Source organism: Vibrio nereis NBRC 15637 (genome assembly GCF_001591105.1).
Classification (GTDB): domain Bacteria; phylum Pseudomonadota; class Gammaproteobacteria; order Enterobacterales; family Vibrionaceae; genus Vibrio; species Vibrio nereis.
In genome coordinates this window covers 111,001-132,078 of the sequence record NZ_BCUD01000002.1, presented here as the reverse complement: position 1 = coordinate 132,078, position 21,078 = coordinate 111,001, and the positions used below count along the sequence as shown (strand labels likewise).

17 protein-coding genes are annotated in these 21,078 nt (G+C 47.5%); 13 read left to right on the top strand and 4 right to left on the bottom strand.

All coding sequences use genetic code 11. From position 1 onward, the window contains the following. Positions 1–40: 40 nt before the first annotated feature. Positions 41–1,024, bottom strand: coding sequence for a leukocidin family pore-forming toxin (locus VNE01S_RS03485; RefSeq protein WP_053395982.1), 984 nt, complete (start codon positions 1,022–1,024; stop codon positions 41–43). Positions 1,025–1,139: 115 nt separating this feature from the next. Then, positions 1,140–3,614 (bottom strand): molybdopterin oxidoreductase family protein, encoded by a 2,475-nt coding sequence (locus tag VNE01S_RS03480; RefSeq protein ID WP_053395981.1) that lies wholly within the window; start codon positions 3,612–3,614, stop codon positions 1,140–1,142. 407 nt (positions 3,615–4,021) lie between these two features. Between VNE01S_RS03480 and cobA the strand changes: the two genes are divergently transcribed. The 8 genes from cobA (at position 4,022) to VNE01S_RS03440 (ending at position 13,420) form a co-directional block, all read left to right on the top strand. Continuing rightward, positions 4,022–4,834: a uroporphyrinogen-III C-methyltransferase gene (cobA, locus tag VNE01S_RS03475; RefSeq protein ID WP_053395980.1), complete on the top strand. Its 813-nt coding sequence runs from the start codon at positions 4,022–4,024 to the stop codon at positions 4,832–4,834. A 55-nt stretch (positions 4,835–4,889) separates the two neighbouring features. Continuing rightward, a complete protein-coding gene (gene nirB / locus VNE01S_RS03470; RefSeq protein ID WP_053395979.1) occupies positions 4,890–7,439 on the top strand; it encodes a nitrite reductase large subunit NirB in 2,550 nt (849 codons plus the stop codon). Positions 7,440–7,490: 51 nt separating this feature from the next. After that, positions 7,491–7,835, top strand: a complete 345-nt coding sequence (gene nirD / locus VNE01S_RS03465) for a nitrite reductase small subunit NirD (RefSeq protein ID WP_053395978.1) — start codon at positions 7,491–7,493, stop codon at positions 7,833–7,835. A 72-nt stretch (positions 7,836–7,907) separates the two neighbouring features. Continuing rightward, a complete protein-coding gene (locus VNE01S_RS03460) occupies positions 7,908–9,377 on the top strand; it encodes a NarK family nitrate/nitrite MFS transporter (protein WP_053395977.1) in 1,470 nt (489 codons plus the stop codon). A 130-nt stretch (positions 9,378–9,507) separates the two neighbouring features. Further along, a complete protein-coding gene (locus VNE01S_RS03455; protein WP_053395976.1) occupies positions 9,508–11,253 on the top strand; it encodes a bifunctional protein-serine/threonine kinase/phosphatase in 1,746 nt (581 codons plus the stop codon). Between the two features lie 129 nt (positions 11,254–11,382). Then, complete coding sequence (gene dmeF / locus VNE01S_RS03450; RefSeq protein ID WP_053395975.1) at positions 11,383–12,297, top strand: CDF family Co(II)/Ni(II) efflux transporter DmeF; 915 nt, start codon at positions 11,383–11,385, stop codon at positions 12,295–12,297. Positions 12,298–12,299: 2 nt separating this feature from the next. Beyond that, positions 12,300–12,716, top strand: coding sequence for a MarR family winged helix-turn-helix transcriptional regulator (locus tag VNE01S_RS03445; protein ID WP_053395974.1), 417 nt, complete (start codon positions 12,300–12,302; stop codon positions 12,714–12,716). Between the two features lie 92 nt (positions 12,717–12,808). Continuing rightward, entirely contained in the window at positions 12,809–13,420 is a 612-nt protein-coding gene (locus VNE01S_RS03440; protein ID WP_053395973.1) for a class I SAM-dependent methyltransferase, read from the top strand. Positions 13,421–13,592: 172 nt separating this feature from the next. On the opposite strand, the gene VNE01S_RS03435 is transcribed toward VNE01S_RS03440, so the two are convergent. Next, a complete protein-coding gene (locus VNE01S_RS03435) occupies positions 13,593–13,874 on the bottom strand; it encodes a hypothetical protein (protein ID WP_053395972.1) in 282 nt (93 codons plus the stop codon). A 392-nt stretch (positions 13,875–14,266) separates the two neighbouring features. Here VNE01S_RS03435 and VNE01S_RS03430 point away from each other — a divergent pair, with 392 nt between their 5' ends. The 5 genes from VNE01S_RS03430 to VNE01S_RS03410 are packed head-to-tail and all read left to right on the top strand — an operon-like array spanning position 14,267 to position 18,891. Continuing rightward, complete coding sequence (locus tag VNE01S_RS03430) at positions 14,267–15,229, top strand: ABC transporter substrate-binding protein (RefSeq protein WP_053395971.1); 963 nt, start codon at positions 14,267–14,269, stop codon at positions 15,227–15,229. Between the two features lie 3 nt (positions 15,230–15,232). Continuing rightward, complete coding sequence (locus VNE01S_RS03425; protein WP_053395970.1) at positions 15,233–16,246, top strand: FecCD family ABC transporter permease; 1,014 nt, start codon at positions 15,233–15,235, stop codon at positions 16,244–16,246. Further along, on the top strand, positions 16,239–17,267 hold the full coding sequence (locus VNE01S_RS03420; protein WP_053395969.1) for a FecCD family ABC transporter permease: 1,029 nt from the start codon (positions 16,239–16,241) through the stop codon (positions 17,265–17,267). Before VNE01S_RS03425 ends, VNE01S_RS03420 begins: the two co-directional genes overlap by 8 nt. Positions 17,268–17,293: 26 nt before the next feature. Then, positions 17,294–18,115, top strand: a complete 822-nt coding sequence (locus VNE01S_RS03415; protein ID WP_053395968.1) for an ABC transporter ATP-binding protein — start codon at positions 17,294–17,296, stop codon at positions 18,113–18,115. After that, the gene (locus VNE01S_RS03410) at positions 18,112–18,891 is read left to right on the top strand and encodes an IucA/IucC family C-terminal-domain containing protein (protein ID WP_053395967.1); all 780 of its coding nucleotides are present in this window, start codon (positions 18,112–18,114) and stop codon (positions 18,889–18,891) included. Before VNE01S_RS03415 ends, VNE01S_RS03410 begins: the two co-directional genes overlap by 4 nt. 49 nt (positions 18,892–18,940) lie before the next feature. Here VNE01S_RS03410 and VNE01S_RS03405 read toward each other — a convergent pair whose 3' ends face one another. Continuing rightward, positions 18,941–21,049, bottom strand: coding sequence for a TonB-dependent receptor (locus VNE01S_RS03405; RefSeq protein WP_053395966.1), 2,109 nt, complete (start codon positions 21,047–21,049; stop codon positions 18,941–18,943). Positions 21,050–21,078 lie beyond the last annotated feature (29 nt).

Below are 21,078 nucleotides of genomic sequence, written 5' to 3'. Positions count from 1 at the left end.
AAAAATGCGGCTGAGGTAGCCGCATCATGATAACTCGAATTTATTGACCTTCGGAGCGATTGCTTACAGTCAACTTATCCCAGTCGATAGTAAACCGAACTTGCGCCTGAGTATGGTGTGTTTCTGTACCGTAGTCGTACCAAGTACACGCATTGCGAGAGAAACCTTCCTCTACCTCTTTCATTCCTGCACGAGCGATCATGTCTGTTTTTGTTTCGCTGCCGCGATCAAGCTCAGGCGTGAATACGTACTGGAATTTTGGTTTAAAGCCATAAATCAGTCGAGGTAAGTTTTCTTCCGGCAATAGGTTTTCGTTGTAGCAGTCGGTGTAGTGGTACACGCCCGCCCATTTTCCGTAGTATTGGTAGTCATTGGTATAAATTTGGCTCAGGGATGTGGTCCATTTTACCCCCGTACCGCGTTCGAACGCTGCCTTTGGCTTAGCCGCAGTTACATAGTCTTGGCTCGCGTAGCGTGATGTGTAAGCGACGCCGAGTTGGCTGGTCAGCGAACCAGAAAAGCTTGGTGCGGAACCGGGTGTTACTGTGGCACTGAGCCCGATAGACGGCGCAACAGTCGTGGTTGAAACCGAAACATCGTTAGCTTCATTCTGTGGCGAGTAGTCTTCACTAAAAATTGGCGCACCACCCGCTTGGTAAATACTGTAATCAAAAGTCACCGGATAGTTTTGCGTAAAACGAGCGAGCAAAGGCGCGTCGTAAGTCTGCCTTACGCCAGCTTCACCTGGAACGTATCCGTTACCTAATGTGATAATGCGCGCAGCCTTTTTACCGTTATTCGAATTATGAAATAGCTCGACCAACAACTTCATTTGTACTCGGCTGCCAATGAAAGCAGGTTGATACGGCTTGTATTCACTTTGCAGTACGACTTCGTAGCTCTTTTTTACGTATCCGTCTAAAGCAATATCATCAATGAGAACGCTTTCAACAACATCATTCGCTGAGACGGAGGCAGCGGCAGAAATACCCATGATTACGGGTAGCAACATCTTATTTTTCATTATATTATCCACTTGTATGGGAACAGTCCCAAGAATTAGCCGTTAGACTATAGCGCAACAGTGAGGATTAAACAGGTCACACCAGATCATAAAGGGTCGGGCTTGTCTCTGTCGCTTATAAAGCAGCCAGTATTTGCGACTCATTGTCGGCAGAAAATCGCGCAGTAAGGATACTGCTCTGCTCGTTGACTGCGTGGTCGTTTTGTAACGGTTCAACGTAGATCGCTTGCATCACTTTTCCTTTGGCTAAGGTAATAAATCGATATCGCTCGCCCGCTTCATGGCTGACTACTTTGTCGCTACGTGTTGAAAGTCGCGATTTCAAATAGCTTGCGAGCTCACCGGTGCTGAGAGTCGACTCGATATGGTACAAATAACCTTCTGCAATTTTTTGTCTTGCCCAATAATCTAGCGAGTCGAAGGTTAACGCTGCTCTTGACGCAAATGTCGCTCGGCTTTGATGTTTACAAACCGACAGTGCAACGGGGGTGTGTTTGAATTCAGGCTGCCCAGAATGGCTGTCTGTGTGCGGGGCGATTAGGTTACACGGCTTACTGTTTTTCGCCGTTGCGTTGTTCCAATGGATAGGCAAAAACAGCTGGTTCGGTTGGATTTGTTCGCTGATCTCTGCCCGTGCCAAACACTCTCCCTGTGCATTATGGAGTTTGACTAGTTGATGTGCCTTGACGCCGCGTTCTTTAGCCGTCGTCGGATGAATTTGCACATAAGGTTCAGGTTTGTGCTCTGCCAGACGAGCAGACAATCCGGTGCGCGACATGGTGTGCCACTGGTCGCGAGTGCGGCCGCTGTTAAGCAGTAGAGGGAAGTTATCGTTACATGTGGTGTGCGGCTCACGGTGGTGGACCGCAACAAAGTTGGCCTTTCGGTTCGCGGTATAGAATTCCCCGTTACTGAATAATCTCTGGTTGGTTATTTCTGTTTGAAGCTGAGTCACAGGCCATTGCTGCGGAGTTAGTAGGTTGTAACCCTGTTCATCTAGTTGGGTTAAGCCCGAAAGGGTGAAATCGCGCTCTCCGTTGTTATTCCCTAACGTCGATAACTGAGCGTACTCAGCAAATATTTGCCCTTCGTGACGATAGCGAAAAGCGTCGTGATATCCCATCTTGCGGGCAACTTGGCTGATGATCCACCAATCGGGTTTAGCCATCCCCGGGCTTGGCATGATTCTACGTTGGCGTGATATCCGCCTTTCGGAGTTCGTCACCGTGCCGGACTTCTCACTCCAACCTTGCGCTGGAAGTAACAGGTCAGCCATACGCGCCGTCTCGGTATCTGCAATGCAATCGGAAACTACAACAAACGGGCAAGCTTCTAGGGCTGCTTTGACTTTGGCTGAATCAGGCAGGCTGACCATGGGGTTCGTCGCCATGATCCATACCGCTTTGATTTTTCCTTCTGCCATCGCATCAAACAAATCAACCGCTTTTAAACCCGGCTTGGTAGCCAGTCTGTCCGTCTGCCAAAACTCACGGATCAGCGCATGGTGTTCTGAATTGTCAAACTCCATATGGGAGGCAAGGGTGTTCGCCAGTGCGCCGACTTCGCGCCCACCCATTGCATTGGGTTGACCTGTAACAGAAAAGGGGCCGCTGCCCACTTGGCCGATTTTACCTGTCGCGAGATGGCAGTTGAGAATGCTGTTCACTTTGTCTGAGCCAATGCTAGATTGGTTAACGCCTTGCGAGTAAACGGTGATCACTTTGTCTGAGCTAGCGAAGTCTTGGTAAAAGCGGTTTAGCTGTTTACGCGTTAAGCCTGTGGCTGACTCTAAAAGATCGTCGTCTGACTCTGCCGCCGATAACGCGTGGTTGATTTGATTGGTGCTTGATTGGATGAAGTCATGGTCGAGGTGGTCGTTTTTATTCAAGAAGTGGAGCAGGCCATTAAACAACGCCACATCGGAGCCAGAATTCAGCGCTAGGTGATAGTCTGCAATGGTGCTGTTTTCTGTTTCTCGTGGGTCAATCACGACGATTTTTACATCGGGATTGATCTGTTTAGCAGTGCGTAAACGCTGGAACAGTACAGGGTGACACCATGCGAGGTTGGACCCGACCAGAACGACCATGTCGGCGTGTTCTAAGTCTTCATAACAGATTGGCACGGTATCAGAACCAAATGCGCGCTTGTGACCGACTACCGACGATGCCATGCATAAGCGAGAGTTGCTGTCGATGTTACTCGCGCCGATAAAGCCCTTCATCAACTTATTGGCTACGTAATAGTCTTCAGTGAGCAACTGACCAGACACATAAAATGCGACGGAATCTGGCCCATAACGTTCAATCGCATGAGAAAACTTATCCGCAACTAACTGTGTTGCGCTATCCCAATCGAGCACGTTGTCACCGCTTTGTGACTTCTCGATTGGAGTTAATAAGCGTCCATCGTGGATAACGGTATCACCCAAAGCAATGCCTTTGGTGCACAACTTACCGTAGTTAGATGGGTGGCTTTTGTCTCCTCTGATTTCAAGATCACCGCTTAATTTAGGACGAGCTTCAACACCACAACCCACTCCACAATAGGCGCAAGTCGTTTTAATCCATCCATCGTTCACTAATGACATATTGCTCGCTCCTTAGAATTACCGTTAAAACAATTGAGTTTGTATTAAGTGGTTGAAGCAACATGTAAGCCAAGTGCTTATCTTTTGAGTTTTGTTATTTAAAGGTATTTAAAAACAAGCGTTTAAAATTAAATATACCTCTAAAGTGGTAGGTGTTTTTTGATAGTAAATAGAGGGATTTGCATGTGTTTTTGCACTGAATTGATCTTGTTTGCACCATAAGTGCTCATATTTTGGTGTTTTATTGTTTTTTGCTCTGTTCCTTTTGTGTGGTGATAGTGATGATTTTGTTTTTAATTTATTGAATTTAAAGCATATAAAAAATAACCCTTTCTTGTTTTATAGGCGTGGCACTCTAGTTGCTTAGACGGTTTTATGAACATTCTTTGCATCGCAGGAAACACGCTATGAAGACAAAGTTAATCCAACCGGGTGTCGTCACATTAGTCGGAGCGGGTCCCGGAGACCCAGACCTACTAACGGTGAAAGCGGCTAGAGCTATTCAGCAAGCCACGCTGATTGTTTTCGACAATTTAGTGAGTGAAGAGATCAGGGCGTTATTTCCAGACACCGCAATCCAACTCTATGTCGGCAAAGCCAAAGGCAACCACTGCCTCACTCAGGACGAAATCAATCAATTGCTTATCGACTATGCGAAGTCAGGTGTGGATGTTTGCCGTGTCAAAGGAGGCGACGCGTTTGTCTTTGGTCGTGGTGGGGAAGAGATGTTGCTGCTGGCTAAGAAAGGCATCCAAGTCGAGGTGATTCCGGGTATCACCGCCGCGTCAGGTTGTTCTACATACGCCAATATTCCTCTGACTCATCGTGGCCTAGCGCAGGGCTGCACTTTTATCACCGCGCACGCCGATAAAGAACTAACCGCAAACTGGTCAGCGCTTGCGACCCTCAATCAAACCCTAGTGATTTACATGGGGCTGAGCAAGACCGAGATGATCAGTGATGCGCTGATTCACCACGGTATGGATAGTAATACACCTGTCGCGTTTATCGAAAATGGCTGTACCCACAAACAACGGGTTTTCACTGGCAGGTTGACTGAACTGACGCAATTGAAAAATCAAAACCAAATTCAGTCTCCCGCGTTGATTGTGATTGGTGAGGTCGTGACGGTCGCCAATCAAATGCATTGGCTAGAACAACTGAGTGAACGTTCAAGCAGTACGGATGCTGCGCAGCAACAGATGAAGCTCTCTGCCTAGTCGGTTGTGACCAACTAGCAAGCTTCGAAAATTTTTACGAATAGGGAACAAAAGCATGAGCAAACAAAGAGTCGTCGTTGTGGGTAACGGGATGGTTGGCCATAAGTTTATTGAGGCATTAATTCAAAGCGGGCGTGAAGATATCGAGGTGATCACTTTCTCTGAAGAGTCTCGTCTGGCTTACGACCGCGTGCAGCTAACCTCTTACTTTAGCGGCAAAACCGCAGACGATTTAGCCCTGACAGACGAAGCGTACTATCAGCAGAATGGCGTTAAGTACGTGGTGAACGAGAAAGTCGTTGAACTGGACACCGAAGGGAAAAACGTCATTACCACAAGCGGGCGTATTGAAGCGTATGACCAATTAGTCTTGGCAACTGGCTCGTACCCATTTGTGCCACCCATCCCAGGCAACGACCAAGAGCACTGCTTTGTTTATCGCACGATTGAAGATTTGGATGCGATTGAGCTATCAAGCAAACAGAGTCAACGCGGCGTCGTTATTGGCGGTGGATTATTAGGCTTAGAGGCCGCCAATGCGATTAAGAACCTCGGGTTAGAAACCCATGTGGTTGAATTTGCGCCGCGCCTGATGGCAGTGCAGCTCGAAGAGGGTGGCGGTGCACTACTGCGCCGTAAAATTGAAGACATGGGGGTTGCGGTTCATACCGAAAAGGCGACCACAGAAATCGTCGCTGGCGAAAGTGCTCGCTATCGAATGAACTTTGCCGATGGCTCTCATTTAGAAACCGATATGGTTGTTTTCTCTGCGGGAATTCGACCGCAGGATGAATTAGCGCGCAGCAGTAATATAGAGATTGGTGAGCGCGGCGGTATCGTCATCAACAATTATTGCCAGACCAGTCAACCTGATGTGTACGCAATTGGTGAGTGTGCGTTATGGCAGAACCAAGTCTTTGGTTTGGTCGCGCCGGGTTATCAAATGGCGAAAGTCGCGGCGAGTCACTTGCTTGGTGAACACGCGCCAGCGGAGTTTACGGGTGCCGATATGAGCACCAAGCTTAAGTTGCTTGGGGTTGATGTTGCAAGTATTGGTGAAGTGCATGGTCGTACTGAAGGTGCCCAATCATACACCTACAGCGATGAGATTGAACAGGTCTACAAGCGCCTGATTGTATCGGCGGATGGCAGCAAAATTGTTGGCGCAGTGCTGGTCGGTGATGCCGACGCTTACGGCACTTTGTTGCAATTGAAGCAAAACGATATGCCGTTGCCATCCAACCCTTCGGTGTTGATTCTGCCTAATGCGGTCGAAGATGACTCGGCAGCAATGGGTATCGATGCTCTGCCGGATAGCGCCATGATCTGTTCTTGTTTTGATGTCAGCAAAGGGGACATCAAACAAGCGGTCGCGTCAGGATGCACCACGATGGCAGAACTGAAAGCGAGCACCAATGCGTCAACGGGGTGCGGCGGTTGTTCTGCGTTGGCAAAACAGGTATTGGATAACGAGCTATTAAGCCTTGGTGTTGAAGTCAATAACGACCTGTGTGAACACTTTGCGTATTCGCGCCAAGAGCTGAGCGACATTATTCGCGTCAATCAAATCAAGACCTTTGACGAGTTGCTCCACAGCCACGGTTCCGGTTTGGGCTGTAGTGTGTGTAAGCCTACGGTGGGTTCAATCCTAGCATCTTACTGGAACGACTATATCCTCGATGATAAACACGTTGAACTGCAAGACAGTAACGATATTTACCTCGGCAATATTCAGAAAGATGGCACGTATTCGGTTGTACCGCGTGTGGCGGGTGGGGAAATTACGCCTGAAAAACTGATTATTTTGGGTGAAGTGGCGAAGGAGTTTGACCTCTATACCAAGATCACGGGCGGCCAGCGTATTGACTTATTTGGCGCACAACTGAATGACTTACCGCTTATCTGGAAAAAGCTGGTGGATGCTGGCTTTGAGACGGGCCACGCCTACGGAAAGTCCGTACGTACTGTTAAGTCTTGTGTCGGTAGCACTTGGTGTCGTTTTGGTGTCGGAGACAGCGTGGGCTTCGCGATAGATATTGAAAATCGCTACAAAGGCTTGCGTTCCCCACACAAGATTAAGTTTGCGGTTTCTGGCTGTACGCGTGAATGTGCAGAAGCGCAATCGAAAGACATCGGCGTGATCGCGACTGAAAACGGCTGGAACCTTTACGTGTGTGGCAATGGCGGGATGCGCCCTCGTCACGCCGATCTATTCGCCTCTGATCTAGATGACACCACCCTGATCCAATACATCGACCGTATTTTGATGTTTTACATCCGCACGGCTGACCGCCTGCAGCGCACCTCTGTTTGGCTTGAAAACCTCGAAGGTGGACTGGAATACCTAAAGAGCGTTGTGATTGAAGACAAGTTGGGTGTGTGCGCAGAACTCGAAAAAGAGATGGCGGCTAACATCGCTAAGTACCAGTGCGAATGGAAAACCACGCTCGAATCACCAGAGAAACTCAAACGCTTCAACCACTTCATCAATAGCGATAAACGCGATGAGCGCCTGAAGTTTATCTCCATGCGTGATCAACGCTTCCCACAGCCATCAGAGCGCAAGAAAAAACAACAGAACATCGACGTGGTGGAAGTGCAGTAACGCCACCACTCAAGATTAAGTTATACGAATTCGCTTCAAAGGAGACTTGCTATGGAAAACTGGATAACTATCTGCCAAACCACTGATTTAGTGCCAAATGCTGGGGTATGCGCGTTGGTGGTTGATGAACAAGTCGCGGTATTTAACTGCACTAGAACAGGAGAGCTGTATGCGGTGTCAAACTACGACCCGATCAGCGATGCCAACGTACTTTCACGTGGTATTATCGGCTCGCTCGATGGTCAACCTTATGTTGCTTCACCACTCTATAAACAGCACTTCCACTTAGAAACTGGTGTGTGTTTAGAGGAGCCACATCATCAAATCAAAACCTATCCGATCCGCGAGCACAATGGCGCGGTTCAGGTTCTCGCTGCGGTTTCTCAGGCGGCTTAACACACCACGTAGGTGCACCAGCCTAGGACTCGTTGGCGCACCTAGTAATGGATTACTAGAAAGGACTGATTCATGGAAAGCAGCAAATTCTCGATATTCTCATTTAAAGGCAAGATGAAAATCTTACACCTGAGTTGGATGGCGTTTTTTATCACCTTTGTTGTGTGGTTTAACTTCGCGCCGTTATTGCAAATGGTGAAGGAAACTCTGGGACTGACCACTCAGGAAATCAAAACACTGTTGATCCTCAACGTCGCGTTAACCATTCCGGCGCGAGTCGTGATAGGTATGCTGACCGACAAGTATGGACCTCGGGTCGTCTATTCGGCGTTGCTGGCGGTATGTTCTATCCCTTGTTTTATGTTCGCCTTTGCCGATTCGTTTCTACAAGCCGCGATTGCGCGCTTCTTACTTGGCTTTATCGGTGCGGGCTTCGTGATTGGTATCCGCCTTGTATCTGAGTGGTTTCCACACCACGAACTGGGTACTGCGGAGGGCATTTACGGCGGTTGGGGTAACTTTGGCTCCGCAGCCGCAGCATTTACCTTGCCTACGGCGGCTCTGCTGTTTGGTGGTGAAGACGGTTGGCGTTATGCGATTGCCGTCACAGGCTTGATGAGTTTGGCTTTCTCGGTGGTGTTTTATCGCAGCGTATCAGATACGCCGAAAGGCTCGACGTATTTCAAACCTAAGCATTTAACCGCTATGGAAGTGACGTCAAAAGGGGATTTTTTCTTCCTGTTGTTAATGAAAGTCCCGATGTATGCGGTATTAGCGTTGCTGGCCTGGAAACTCTCTGGCGCTGGAATCGGTATGCTGTCAGATGTTGCGGTGAACTCAATTTATGCAGGCTTGATCGCTTTGTACTTAGTCGAGGCCACACAGGTTTGGAAGGTAAACAAAACCGTATTTGAGAAGCCAGTTGAAGAGGTGCACCAATATAAGTTTAAGCAGGTTGCAGTGTTAAACGTGCTTTACTTTGCCACTTTTGGTTCTGAACTAGCGGTGGTGTCGATGTTGCCGCTGTTCTTTTCCGAAACGTTTGAATTGTCACCAGTATTGGCCGGTATGGTGGCGTCTGCCTACGCCTTTATGAATTTGATGTCGAGACCGGGCGGTGGCTGGATCTCAGACCGCTTTGGACGTAAACCTACGCTACTGATTCTGACCGCTGGTCTTGCAGTGGGCTACTTCGTGATGGGGCAAGTAGGGAGTGAATGGCCGATCTGGTTGGCGGTGGTTGCTGCCATGGTGTGTTCATTCTTTGTTCAAGCAGGCGAGGGCGCGGTGTTTGCCACTGTACCACTTATCAAACGTCGTATGACGGGGCAAATTGCAGGCATGACAGGCGCTTACGGTAATGTCGGCGCGGTGACTTACCTGACGATACTTTCGTTTGTTGACTATCAAACCTTCTTCTTTGTGATTGCGGGTACGGCAGTGGTAGGTTTCGTTGCTCTGATGTTCATGGAAGAACCAAGCGGCAAAATTGCCGAAGTGAATGAAGACGGTAGCGTGACGCTGATAGACGTTTCGCATTAACAGATTATGAAGTCGGAGGATGCGTGGGTCGTAAAGCTTAATCATTAGTTTACTGCGACTCACGCATCGTTCAAAAGCTCAGTATCTGTATTGGGCTTTTGTTCTTCGCCAAATACCTTGAAGAGTGTTTATGAATCTGAACAACGCAAATTCTTCATCAACGATCGAAGTGGAACATGCTGGTGTTTCATTAACCGGAACACGTGCAGAGAACCAAGACGCGATTCTGGTCAAGGTACCCACGCAGTCAAATCTATTGGCACATAAGGGTATTGTCGCCTGTATTGCGGACGGCGTCAGCTGCAGCGAGCAAAGCCAAAAGGCCAGCCACACTGCGGTAGTGCAGTTCATCAACGATTATTACGCCACACCAAAGAGCTGGAGTGTAAAACGCTCGGCGAATCAAATTTTAACCGCTCTCAACGCTTGGTTGTATCAAGAGGGAAGCAAACAAGAGCTATCACATAACGGCTTTGTGACCACTTTTAGCTCGCTTATCCTAAAATCCAACACTGCCCATTTGTTCCACGTCGGCGATACGCGTATTTATCTATTGCGAGACAATAAACTGCGTTTGCTCACACACGATCATCAGCGAATAAATTTTGGTAAGAGTGCGTATCTGACGCGCGCTTTAGGCATGGACAGTAAATTGGATGTGGATTATCAGACGTTGTCATTGCAGCAAGGCGACAGGTTTATTCTCTCCTCTGATGGCTTGCATGATTATTTGGAGCAAAACGAGTTACTGGAGGTGACGAGCGATGATCGGCTGGATGTTTCAGAGATTTGCCAGACACTCTGCCATCGAGCATTAACCAATAGCAGCCAGGACAATGTCAGTTGTTTGCTTGTCGATGTGCAGCACTTGCCCGAACATTCTTTGCTTGAGCACCAGCAAGCCGTCTTAACCCGCACCATTGCCCCCGCTTTAGAAGTGGGAAATCGATTGGACGGTTACCGAGTTGAGAGAATCCTCTATGAAGGCTCGCGCAGCCATGTCTACCAAGTGATGGAAGAGCATAGTGGTCGCCAGTTGGTAATGAAAGTGCCTTCTATGCAGTACAGTGAAGACCGCGAATATTTGCTTAATTTCGCCAATGAGTATTGGGTTGGATCGCAGCTAAATAGCGACAGAGTGATGAAAGTGTTCCCGACGCCAAAAGACTCGAAGTTCATTTATCAACTTTGCGAGCTAGTGGAAGGCACAACGTTGCGCCAATGGATGTACGATAACCCTAAGCCAAGCTTGCAAAAGGTCCGGGAGCTCTTAGGTGAGCTAGTCAAAGCGACTCGGGTATTTCAGCGTGCGGATATGGTGCACCGAGACCTTAAACCGGAAAACATCATGATCACGCCAGCTGGTGGGGTAAAAATCATCGATTTTGGTGCGGTAAAAGTACAAGGATTGCAAGAGATCGCGCAAGAAGCTCAAGAAGTGATGCCGCTGGGGGCGGTCAATTACATCGCACCGGAATACATCATTGGCGATAACGCGACCACTAGGTCCGATTTGTTCTCTATTGCTGTGATGGGTTATGAAATGCTGACCGGACAGCTACCCTATAAACCGACAACTAACCAAAATCTTCAATCGGCGAGGCATACCAAGTGGGTGTATCGCTCAATATGTTCTTTTCGTGAAGATCTTCCAGTATGGATTGATTTGACCTTTCGTAAAGCTGTCCATCATTTACCTGCAAGGCGTTACGAAGCGTTAAGTGAGTTTGTTGCTGACCTACACACTCCGAATAAAACACTACAAGCAGAGTTTAAAGAGCGCCCACTGTTGCAGCGCAATCCAGTTATGTTTTGGAAGATGACAGCCTTGATTGCCACTTCCATTGCGGTTATTGAACTACTGGTATTGCTCTGAATCAGTGAAATCTTGGGCTCATCTTCTCGGTTCAATGGTTGTTGTTTTTCCTTTAGTGCATTGACAATGTTTGATAATCAAAATAAATTGATATTCAAATAATTTGACTATCAAACTAATGGTGCCATTTTGAACTCTTCTCAACAGCACAGCCACAACTTCTCTGGACACAACCAACAAGGTGAGAAACGAACTTTTTACGTTCTGTTGCTGACCCTCACTACGATGGTGGTTGAAATTACCGCTGGAACACTTTTTGGGTCAATGGCGCTGCTCGCTGACGGTTGGCATATGGGAACGCACGCGGCGGCGTTTTGTATTACTTTGTTCGCCTATCGTTATGCGCGTAAACACGCCAACAATGAGCGATTTTCTTTCGGCACGGGAAAGGTAAGCGTACTGGGAGGCTATACCAGCGCGATTGCATTGGGGATTGTGGCATTGCTGATGTTTGCTGAATCGGTGCACCGCTTATTTAACCCTGAAAGCATTCAGTTTAACGAGGCTATCATCGTCGCTGTTATCGGTTTGGCGGTTAACGTCGCGAGCATGTTCCTGCTTGGCGATCACCACCATGATCATTCTCACGGACATGATCACGCTCATCACCATGGGCACGATCACCATCATCACGACCACAATTTAAGAGCGGCTTATCTGCATGTTTTGGCGGATGCGCTCACGTCCGTGCTTGCCATTGCTGCGCTGATCCTAGGCAAACTCTATGGTTGGAACTGGCTTGATGCCGCTATGGGGATAGTTGGTGCTGTGGTTATCAGCAAATGGACCATGAACCTTATCAAGCAAACCAGCCCAATTTTGCTCGATGAAAACATTGAACAAAAATACAGAAGTGCGATTAAAGAAGAGCTTGCACCTTATGGTACGGTGACGGACTTGCATGTGTGGAAGGTGAGTGGTCACCATTATTCGGCTGCAATTACTCTGCACGCATCGGCGGGACTAGCCGTTGAGGAATATAAACAAAAGCTAAGTAAGTTTGATAAGATTAGCCATCTGACGTTAGAAGTACATTCATCATAATCATGCAAAACATTGAACAGCTAAACCAATTACTTACTGAGTTCTACGACAAGATGTCGTCGTGGGAGCAGTCTGTCGTTAAAGAGACTGGCTACTCTTTAGCTCAGGTCCACACCATTGAAGTATTGGGTGTGCATGGTGCGCTGCGCATGAAAGAACTGGCCGAGAAGTTAGGTATTACGACCGGTACGTTAACGGTGCAAATTGAGAAGCTGGTGGCAGCAAATCTCATTGAGCGTCAAGCCCATCCTGATGATCGCCGCGCGATTGTTGTGACGCTGACACAAGAGGGCCAAGCGATTCATCGTCAGCATAACCAGCTGCATTTAGATTTAGTGAAAGACCTGACTCGTAATATCGACTCCGAGCAAGAGTCAGTGCTCTTGGCTTGCCTAGAAAAGATGAATCGCGAGTTTTAAGTTCCTGAGAGGGGGCATTTCTATGTTCCCTCGCTTGGCTGGTATCCATTATCGGCTCTCTCACCAGATCTGACCGACATAAGGATTTGTCATTGTTAGAAGAACACCAACAAATATGGCGTGATTACTACGCTAAAGCTCTGCAACGTCGTCATTTACCGCGGACTGAGTTGGCAGCCAAACTGAATGAATCTCGCACGCGAGTAGCGATAGACTGCGGCTGTGGAACGGGAAGTGATATTCACTATTTGGCTGAACTTGGTTATCAAGTGCACGGGTTTGATATCAACTCTGATTCTATCTCAATTTGTCGCGAACGCTTTGCGAACCAGGCCTTGGTTGAACTTTATCAAACCAGTTTTGAGAGTTTTGATTATCCCAAGAGTGGACTTATCATCGCCAACAACAGTCTCTTCTTTGCTAATCCTGATAGTTTTTTTGATACCTGGCAACGCATCACAGTCAGCTTGGAAATCGGCGGCGTGTTTGCAGGTGACTTTATGGGGATAAATGATAGTTGGGCGTCAGGGTATCGTTCTCCGACTACTCCACTTAACGAAACTCAAGTGAGAGAACTATTTAGACAGTTTGAGATTGTCCGTTTTGTCGAGCGTGACGAACAAGGACAAACTGCACTGGGTCGAACTAAACATTGGCATACGTTTTCGGTCGTAGCGATTAAACGCAGTGAGCAAAGTTGGTAAGAGTGTCTTAGATTTTTTGGTTACATCTATGGATTAGACTCTGAAACGGTGGGAAGCAACGCAATGACTTGTTCGGGTTTGTGCTAATACAAGCGGATTAACACAAGCTCATTATTGATTAAGCAAGCCATGCGTTGCGAATCATTTGAAAGTTCGGTTTGCACAATCCACTCTAGGCTTCAGCGGATTCTTTGAAGCTTTCTACGACGAAGTTTTCTAGATCTTCACCAAAGACGCTAGAGTAGCTGTACTCTTCAATTTCGTAGGTATAGTTTGTTCTAAACGCTTCGATCGCTTTTTCCAATGTTTCGGCGTGAATAGATTTACCTTCTATCTCAAATCCGAGTTTTAAAAGTTGCTCTTTTTCTGCAAGATAGCGCTCACTGCCAACGATCAGGTAAATAAAGCTTCCTTTTTTCTCATCGGGCTTTGCAAAGAACTGATATTCAAACATTTTGTCACATCCTTAGTTTTATTTATAAAGTAAATTAACGTTATCAATGGGTTACAAAGAAATAACTATCCTTTGACGATAGATCTTTAAATCAGTACAAATTGCGACGAACAACAAATCTAACAATATTTTCCTATGAAAAATTCAAATTATTTGAGTGCGAACACCTATTTGCTCGTCTTAATTTAGCAATACATATTGTTAGTGTGAGGGCCGTCAGTTAATCGAGCTGATCTGACGAGGGGTCAAATTTGCACTTTCCTTGCTGACGTATCACTTTTCTCAGAGGTGCGAAATCTAAGCTCTTTGGTTATTAATTAATTGCATCTGATATTAATAATAATTACCATTTACATTTGTGTGTGGGTAGTCATTATACAAGGACGTCAGGTTTGCAAATTTCTTTTCTTAGGCAGAAACAAGGCATTAGGTTTCTTCTCTATTCTCTCTGTTTAACATTAAGTGCGGCTTCAAGTGCTTCTACGGACAGTTCTCGCGCCATTACGCATGCTATGGGCCAAAGTGTTGTTCCAAATAAAGCGCAGCGAGTGGTCACTTTGTTTCAAGGGGCAACAGACAGTGCAGTCGCATTGGGTATAAAGCCAGTAGGGGTGGTTGAATCTTGGGCTGAAAAGCCGATGTATCAATACCTTCGACAGGATCTTGCAGGCGCAAAATATGTCGGTCTAGAAACTCAGCCTAATTTAGAAGAAATTGCTGCGCTGAAACCTGATCTGATCATCGGCACAAAAGCACGCCATGAGAAAATTTATCCTCAGTTGCAAAAAATAGCGCCGACAGTCCTCGCTAACACCGTTTATGACTTTCAGTATTCACTCGAATTAACCGGTGAAGCGACAGGGCGAAAAGCCCAAGCCGAGCAGGTTTGGCAGCAGTGGCAAAAACGCACTCAACAATTTCGCGCGCAGTTAGCACAAAAACAACCAAACTGGCCGTTGTCTGCATCCATTTTAAATGTCCGAGCAGATCACCTGCGATTGTATCTACAAGAGAGCTTTCCTGGAGCAGTATTGAAAGATATTGGATTCCACTTTCCTATAGAAGGCAATGGGCGCTCTGGTTGGGGCATGAAATTGAAAACCAAAGAAGCGTTGCCGAGTGTTAACGCCGATGTTTTTTTCGTTCTTCTTCACTCGCAACAGCCCGTGGTTGAGAAAAACTATCAATCTTGGGCAGCGCATCCGCTATGGAAAATTTTAGATGCGCCGAGAAATCAACAGGTTCACCAAGTCGATAGCGTCACTTGGATTCTCTCTGGCGGGGTATTGGGTGCAAACCGCATACTCGATCAATTGAGTGATATTTACCAGTTACCAACTCTAAAAGATGAGTAACCCATGTTACTGCCCCAACAAAGTCACCTAGCGCGATGGGGGATCATCCTGATCTCCCTCTTTACTCTCAGTATTGCATTTACCTCCAGCATGACATTTGGTCAGTACCCCATTTCATTTAGCCAAGTAATGACGGCCTTTTGGAATTATGACCCCACATCAATCGAGCACGTGATCCTCACCACCACGAGGCTCTCACGAAGTCTCGTAGCCATCGCTGTTGGTGCCGCTTTGGCCGTTGCGGGTGTGTTAATGCAAACACTCACTCGTAATCCTCTTGCCTCTCCAGCCATCTTTGGTGTCAATGCTGGCGCTATATTTTTTATCGTTCTGTTTTCGCAGTTTGTTGTCATCGACTCTATGAACTTGTTTTTCTGGAGTGCGTTTTTTGGCGCAGCTGTCGCGGGTGGATTGGTTTATGGCTTGGGCAACATGGGTAGAGACGGTGTTTCTCCGGTACGCATTGTACTAGCTGGCGCTGCGATTTCTGCGCTGTTTATCTCTTTTACCCAAGGCATATTAGTGCTCGGCCAGGAAGGTTTGGATAGTGTCCTTTTTTGGGTGGCAGGATCGGTATCAGGGCGTGAGCTAGACGTTGTATTACCAGTATTGCCTTACCTTTGTGGTGCGATTGCTGGGGCTATTTTACTTGCCCCACACATCAATATCCTGCTTTCCGGGGACGATATCGCAACGGGGCTAGGACAAAATACATTGGTGCTAAAAATAGCGCTCAGTGTGCTAATCATTGGTTTGGCAGGCGTGTCTGTCGCGTTGGCGGGCAATATCGGATTTATCGGTTTGATTGTCCCGCATATGGCACGAGCAATGGTTGGGAATGACCACCGATGGTTGATTCCGATAAGTGCACTGTGGGGAGCAGCGTTATTACTATTAGCGGATGTGCTGGGTCGTTCCTTGTTGGATCCAGAAGAGATCCCTATTGGTGTGATGACGGCTTTGCTGGGTGCGCCTTTCTTTGTTTACTTAGCACGTAGAGGAAGCCGATATGAATAAACAGTGGGTAGTTCGTTCACGTTATCTTTCTTTCTCTGTATCGCCCGTGACGGTCACGGCGGGGGCATTTATTACTTTAGTGACTGCCTTGGTGATACTTCTAGCACTTGCCTCTGGGTCGCAATGGCTGAGTCCAAAGGCCATCGTGTACGAGATTTTTACCGATACAAGCTCTGACAACATCATCTTAGAGACGCTTCGTTTGCCACGCACGTTGATGGCTGTGCTGGTAGGGGCTGGTCTTGCAACGTCTGGTTTAATTCTTCAGTCGGTGATCCGTAATCCATTGGCTTCACCCGATGTGGTCGGTATGACCAGTGGCGCGTCAGCCGCTGCGGTCGCTTTTCTGTCTTTTTTTCAACTGAGCTACGGTATCGAGTGGCTACCTGTCTTTGCGATTGTCGGAGCTTTGTCGGCTTCAACCCTTGTGTATCTGCTGGCGTGGCGTAACGGTGTGAGTCCCATGAGAATGATCTTAGTGGGGATCGGCATCTCTGCCATTATGGGGGCACTGATCACGTTCATTATTTCTATTAGCCCAACCTCTACCAGTATCTCTGCCTACATCTGGTTAACAGGGAGTGTATATGGTTCCAACTGGGACGATGTGCGAGCTCTATTACCATGGATTTGTGTCGGTTTGGCTATCGCGTTCGCTTTCTCTCGTCGTATCAACACCTTGGAGTTGGGAGATAACTTAGCGACAGGACTGGGTGTCTCTGTACAGAAAGTGCGGCTGATGCTGGTCTTGTTGAGTGTTGTTCTTGCAGCGCCAGCGGTGGCTTACGCAGGGGCTGTTGGGTTTGTTGGCTTGATTGCGCCGCACATTGCTCGTCGTTTGGTCGTCAGAAGCTTTGCTGTGCTGCTCCCTGTGACAGCTTTAGTCGGTGCCTGTTTGGTCGTATTGGCTGATTTTTGTGGGCGGATGTTTTTCCAGCCACTGGATATCCCGGCAGGGGTGTTTGTTTCTGCCATCGGCGCTCCGTTTTTTATTTACTTACTTTTCCGACAACGCTTTTAATACACTCTACGATTGGGAATTACACCATGTCTATTAGTCGCTGCTCTAGCCCTTTAATAACTCACAACCTAGAGCTGGGTTATCACAATGACACCATCATCAAATCGCTTGATTTAAAGATTGAACCGAACCAGATCACCGTATTGGTTGGCGGTAACGGGTGTGGAAAGTCGACACTGCTAAAATCGATGGCTAGGTTGCTAACGCCTAGGTCGGGGGAAGTAGCGTTGTACGGAAAAGACATTAACCGTTTGTCGGGTAAAGAGGTGGCTCGCAGCTTGGCGATTTTGCCGCAAGGGCCAACCGCACCAGAGGGCTTAACGGTAGAGCAACTCGTTAGGCAAGGCCGTTATCCGCACCAGAATTGGCTGCAGAGCTGGACAGAAAAGGATGAGGAGTTAGTTACTCAGGCACTAAGCGCGACAAATATGCTAGAGCTCGCTAATCGACCAATCGAGGCGTTATCTGGAGGGCAGAGGCAGCGCGCGTGGATCGCGATGGCGTTGGCGCAAGATACCGATATCTTGTTGTTGGATGAACCGACGACCTATTTGGACCTGACCCATCAAATCGAAGTGTTGGACTTACTGTTCGAGCTCAATCAAACCCATAAGACAACTATTCTGATGGTGTTGCACGATCTTAATTTAGCCTGCCGCTATGCGCATCAGATGATTGCGGTAAAAGAAGGTACGGTTTTCCGACAGGGACCGCCGGAAGACATATTAGACGTTGCGATGATAGAAGCCGTCTTTGGTATGCAATGCCATCTTGATCGCGACCCACTGTTTGGCACGCCCATGTGTGTGCCTAAAGGTAAAGGACGAAAGGTACTAGAACTTTCATGATTGAGTATGAAACAGGTGCTTTATCAAACGATGAGTGGGACGTGCTCGCTCGCTTTGGGTTGAAGCAAAGCACGCAACCTTCAGAGTCTCATATTGACTCTGTGCACTTGCTGGATATCCAACAATGCGTATCTACACTTGAAACGATCATGCCAGAGCTTGGGGCGCCTGATCTTAAAGTGACCGCATCGCTGGTGATTAAACGTATTGCCTTTTTGGCCCTTGCTCCGACGTTGTACGCGATGTCGGTCTATAACAAAGGGCTCAACCTATCGCTAGACAATAGTGTGTTTGAGTATCAACTCGACAATCGTATTTGGCAAAACGGTATGCCAGTAAAAAATACCGAGGTGAGCCTAGCACCGGATGAACGTGAGCAGTGGCGAGACAAGGTTTTGCAACGGGTCTTCGCTGAACATTTAACACGCTTGGTCACGCTGCTTCATCAAGTAACCGGAGTACCGCAACGAATACTGTGGGAGAACATCGCTGTGCGTGTGTTCAGTATTTATGAAAGGCGCATTCTGCCGAATGTGCCGTGCACGTTAAAAAGTGCTGCAGAGCAAGATTTGGCATTTTTGGTTGATGCTGATACACAACAGATTTTTGCCATGGATGAAAATCCGCTAACGCGCTTTTATCGTAAGAAGAGGCTGTTTGGTGAACCGCCCCAACCAGTCAGAATGCGGCGGACGTGTTGCTTTTACTATCAAGCGACTGAGCCAGAGGTTTACTGTTCCAATTGTCCACTGCTACTTAAGCAGAAAAAGAAGTAGAGAGCACAGCGCGGGCTGTGCTCTTTTTTATGTGTGTTGGGATTTGGGGTTAGAAGTCCAGTTTGTAAGCCAAAGTGACCGTGCGGCCGCGACCTTTAAAGTAGAGGTCATCTTTGGTGAAGGCACTTTGTGAGTAATAGGTAAAGTAGTCTTCGTTAAGTAGGTTCGCAACCGAGAAGTTCACCTTACCGACAGGGAACTGATAACCCAACGTCGCATCGAATAAGGTAAAACCATCAAATTCAAGTGCTTCATCGTCAAAGCTGCGGTCAAAGGCGTGGTTGGCCTGTATCATTGAGGTAAGCTGGTTATTCCAACGCGCTGTCCATGCTAAACGAAGTTTGTTCGGCGGAACGTCTCTACCCGTCAGTTTAGTATCCACAGACCCATTATCGTCAGTATCGGATTCACCCTGAATGTATGAGTAGCCCGCGTCGATTTTATGGTTTTGCGTTAATTGATAACCTAGTGACGTTTCAACACCCTGGATTTCCTTTTTCTCTCGTTTAACGACATACAGGCCGTTATCTTCAACAATGCGGCTACCCAGTTTGGAGTTCGATTCGTAGTAGCTGATTTCAAAGTTGATGTTGTCACGGTTAAAGCGTAGACCACCTTCGTAGTTGTCTGTCACGATAGGTGACAGGTCGATAAGCTCTTCAACGTTTTGTCCAGGAATGTTCACACCACGCAATACTCGCCCGACATCCGGCATGCCAAAGCCTTGAGAGTAGTTCGCGAAGAGGCTAACGCTTGGCATCACTTTTAGGACAGCACCTGCGTTATAGACCACGTCGTCGAACTCTGGCGACCCACCTTCAACTGTAACGCCATTTCTCGAGGCAACGGTTTGGTAAGTGTCAATGTCGAGTTTGGCGTTCTCATAGCGAGCACCCGCCTGAAGCGTTAATCGTTCAATAGGGGAAAACGCGAGTTGGACAAACGGCGCATAGTTGTTGTACGTGGTTTCTGGAACGTAAGTTCGACCGGTTAAAATCAGCTTCTGGCTGGTGGTATCTCTGAGTAAATCTAAACCGACGGTCGTGTTCAGTTTGCCATCCAGTAAGCCATTTTTGGAGAGATTGAACTTGGCCCCTAATTTTTCCGATTCATTTTGCGATTGGTCGTAAATGGTTTCCGGAGTGTTGGGATCTTGGAAACTTCTAGATGTTGAAGCGCCATACCGTGCGGTAAAGTCTTGATAAAACGCTTGTGCTTTCAGTTTCATGCCCATCATGTCGGTATCTGTGTATTCCAAACTGATGGTTTGCACCTCGTTGAATGGGGCTCTGCCTTCTGGGGTACCCTCTACCGATGAGGTCGCAATGCCGTTGGCTCGATCACCAGTTACCGAAAGGTAGTTCTTTTCCCCTTTTAATTGATAACGGTTGTAGGAAAGCTCAACATTTTGTTCGTCGCTAAACCAGTAGCCCACTTTGGCAAACGCATCGTAGCTGCGGGAGTCCATAATGTCACCACGAGTCGTGTCCGCACCGATATAGTCGCCGTTTGCATCCAGAAAGATACCTTGCGTTTCACCAGTGAGGCCGACCAAATAGTCAAAGTTATCCTTGGCACCTTGCACTTGGTAGCTGAGCTTGTAAGACATCGTGTCACTGTTAATACGTTCAGTTGGCGCGGTCATTTGTACGCTGACGTTTTGTTTTAATTCAGCTGAGCTGTTTGATTTGGTAATAAAGTTGATGATACCGCCAGTCGCACCTAAGCCATGAATTGCACTGGCACCGTGGATCACTTCAATACGCTCTACCATAGAGAGGTCGATGGTATGGGCTGAACGGCTACCTTCTCGGAGAGGGTTAGACTGGGGCACGCCATCGATCATATACAGCACGGAACGGCCACGAAAAGTTTGACTGCTGTTATTGAGCTTTTGGGTATTGAGCGAGTATCCGGGTAACAAGTTTGAGAGCACTTGCGAGCTATCTGTTACGATCGAAAGTTGTTCTTCAATCTGCTCTTTGGTTATCACGGTCACCACTTGAGGAGAATCTTCTCGGCTAACATCAATTCGGCTCGACTCAACCACTACAGCGTCGAATTCAGTGACTCCGCTAGCGAGCACCATTGGTACGTGAGCGGCACAAATGAGCGGCGCAATGGGCAATAATTTTTTGGGTGAAAATGGGTAAAGCATAGTATTCTCTGGAATGATTGAACAAAAAG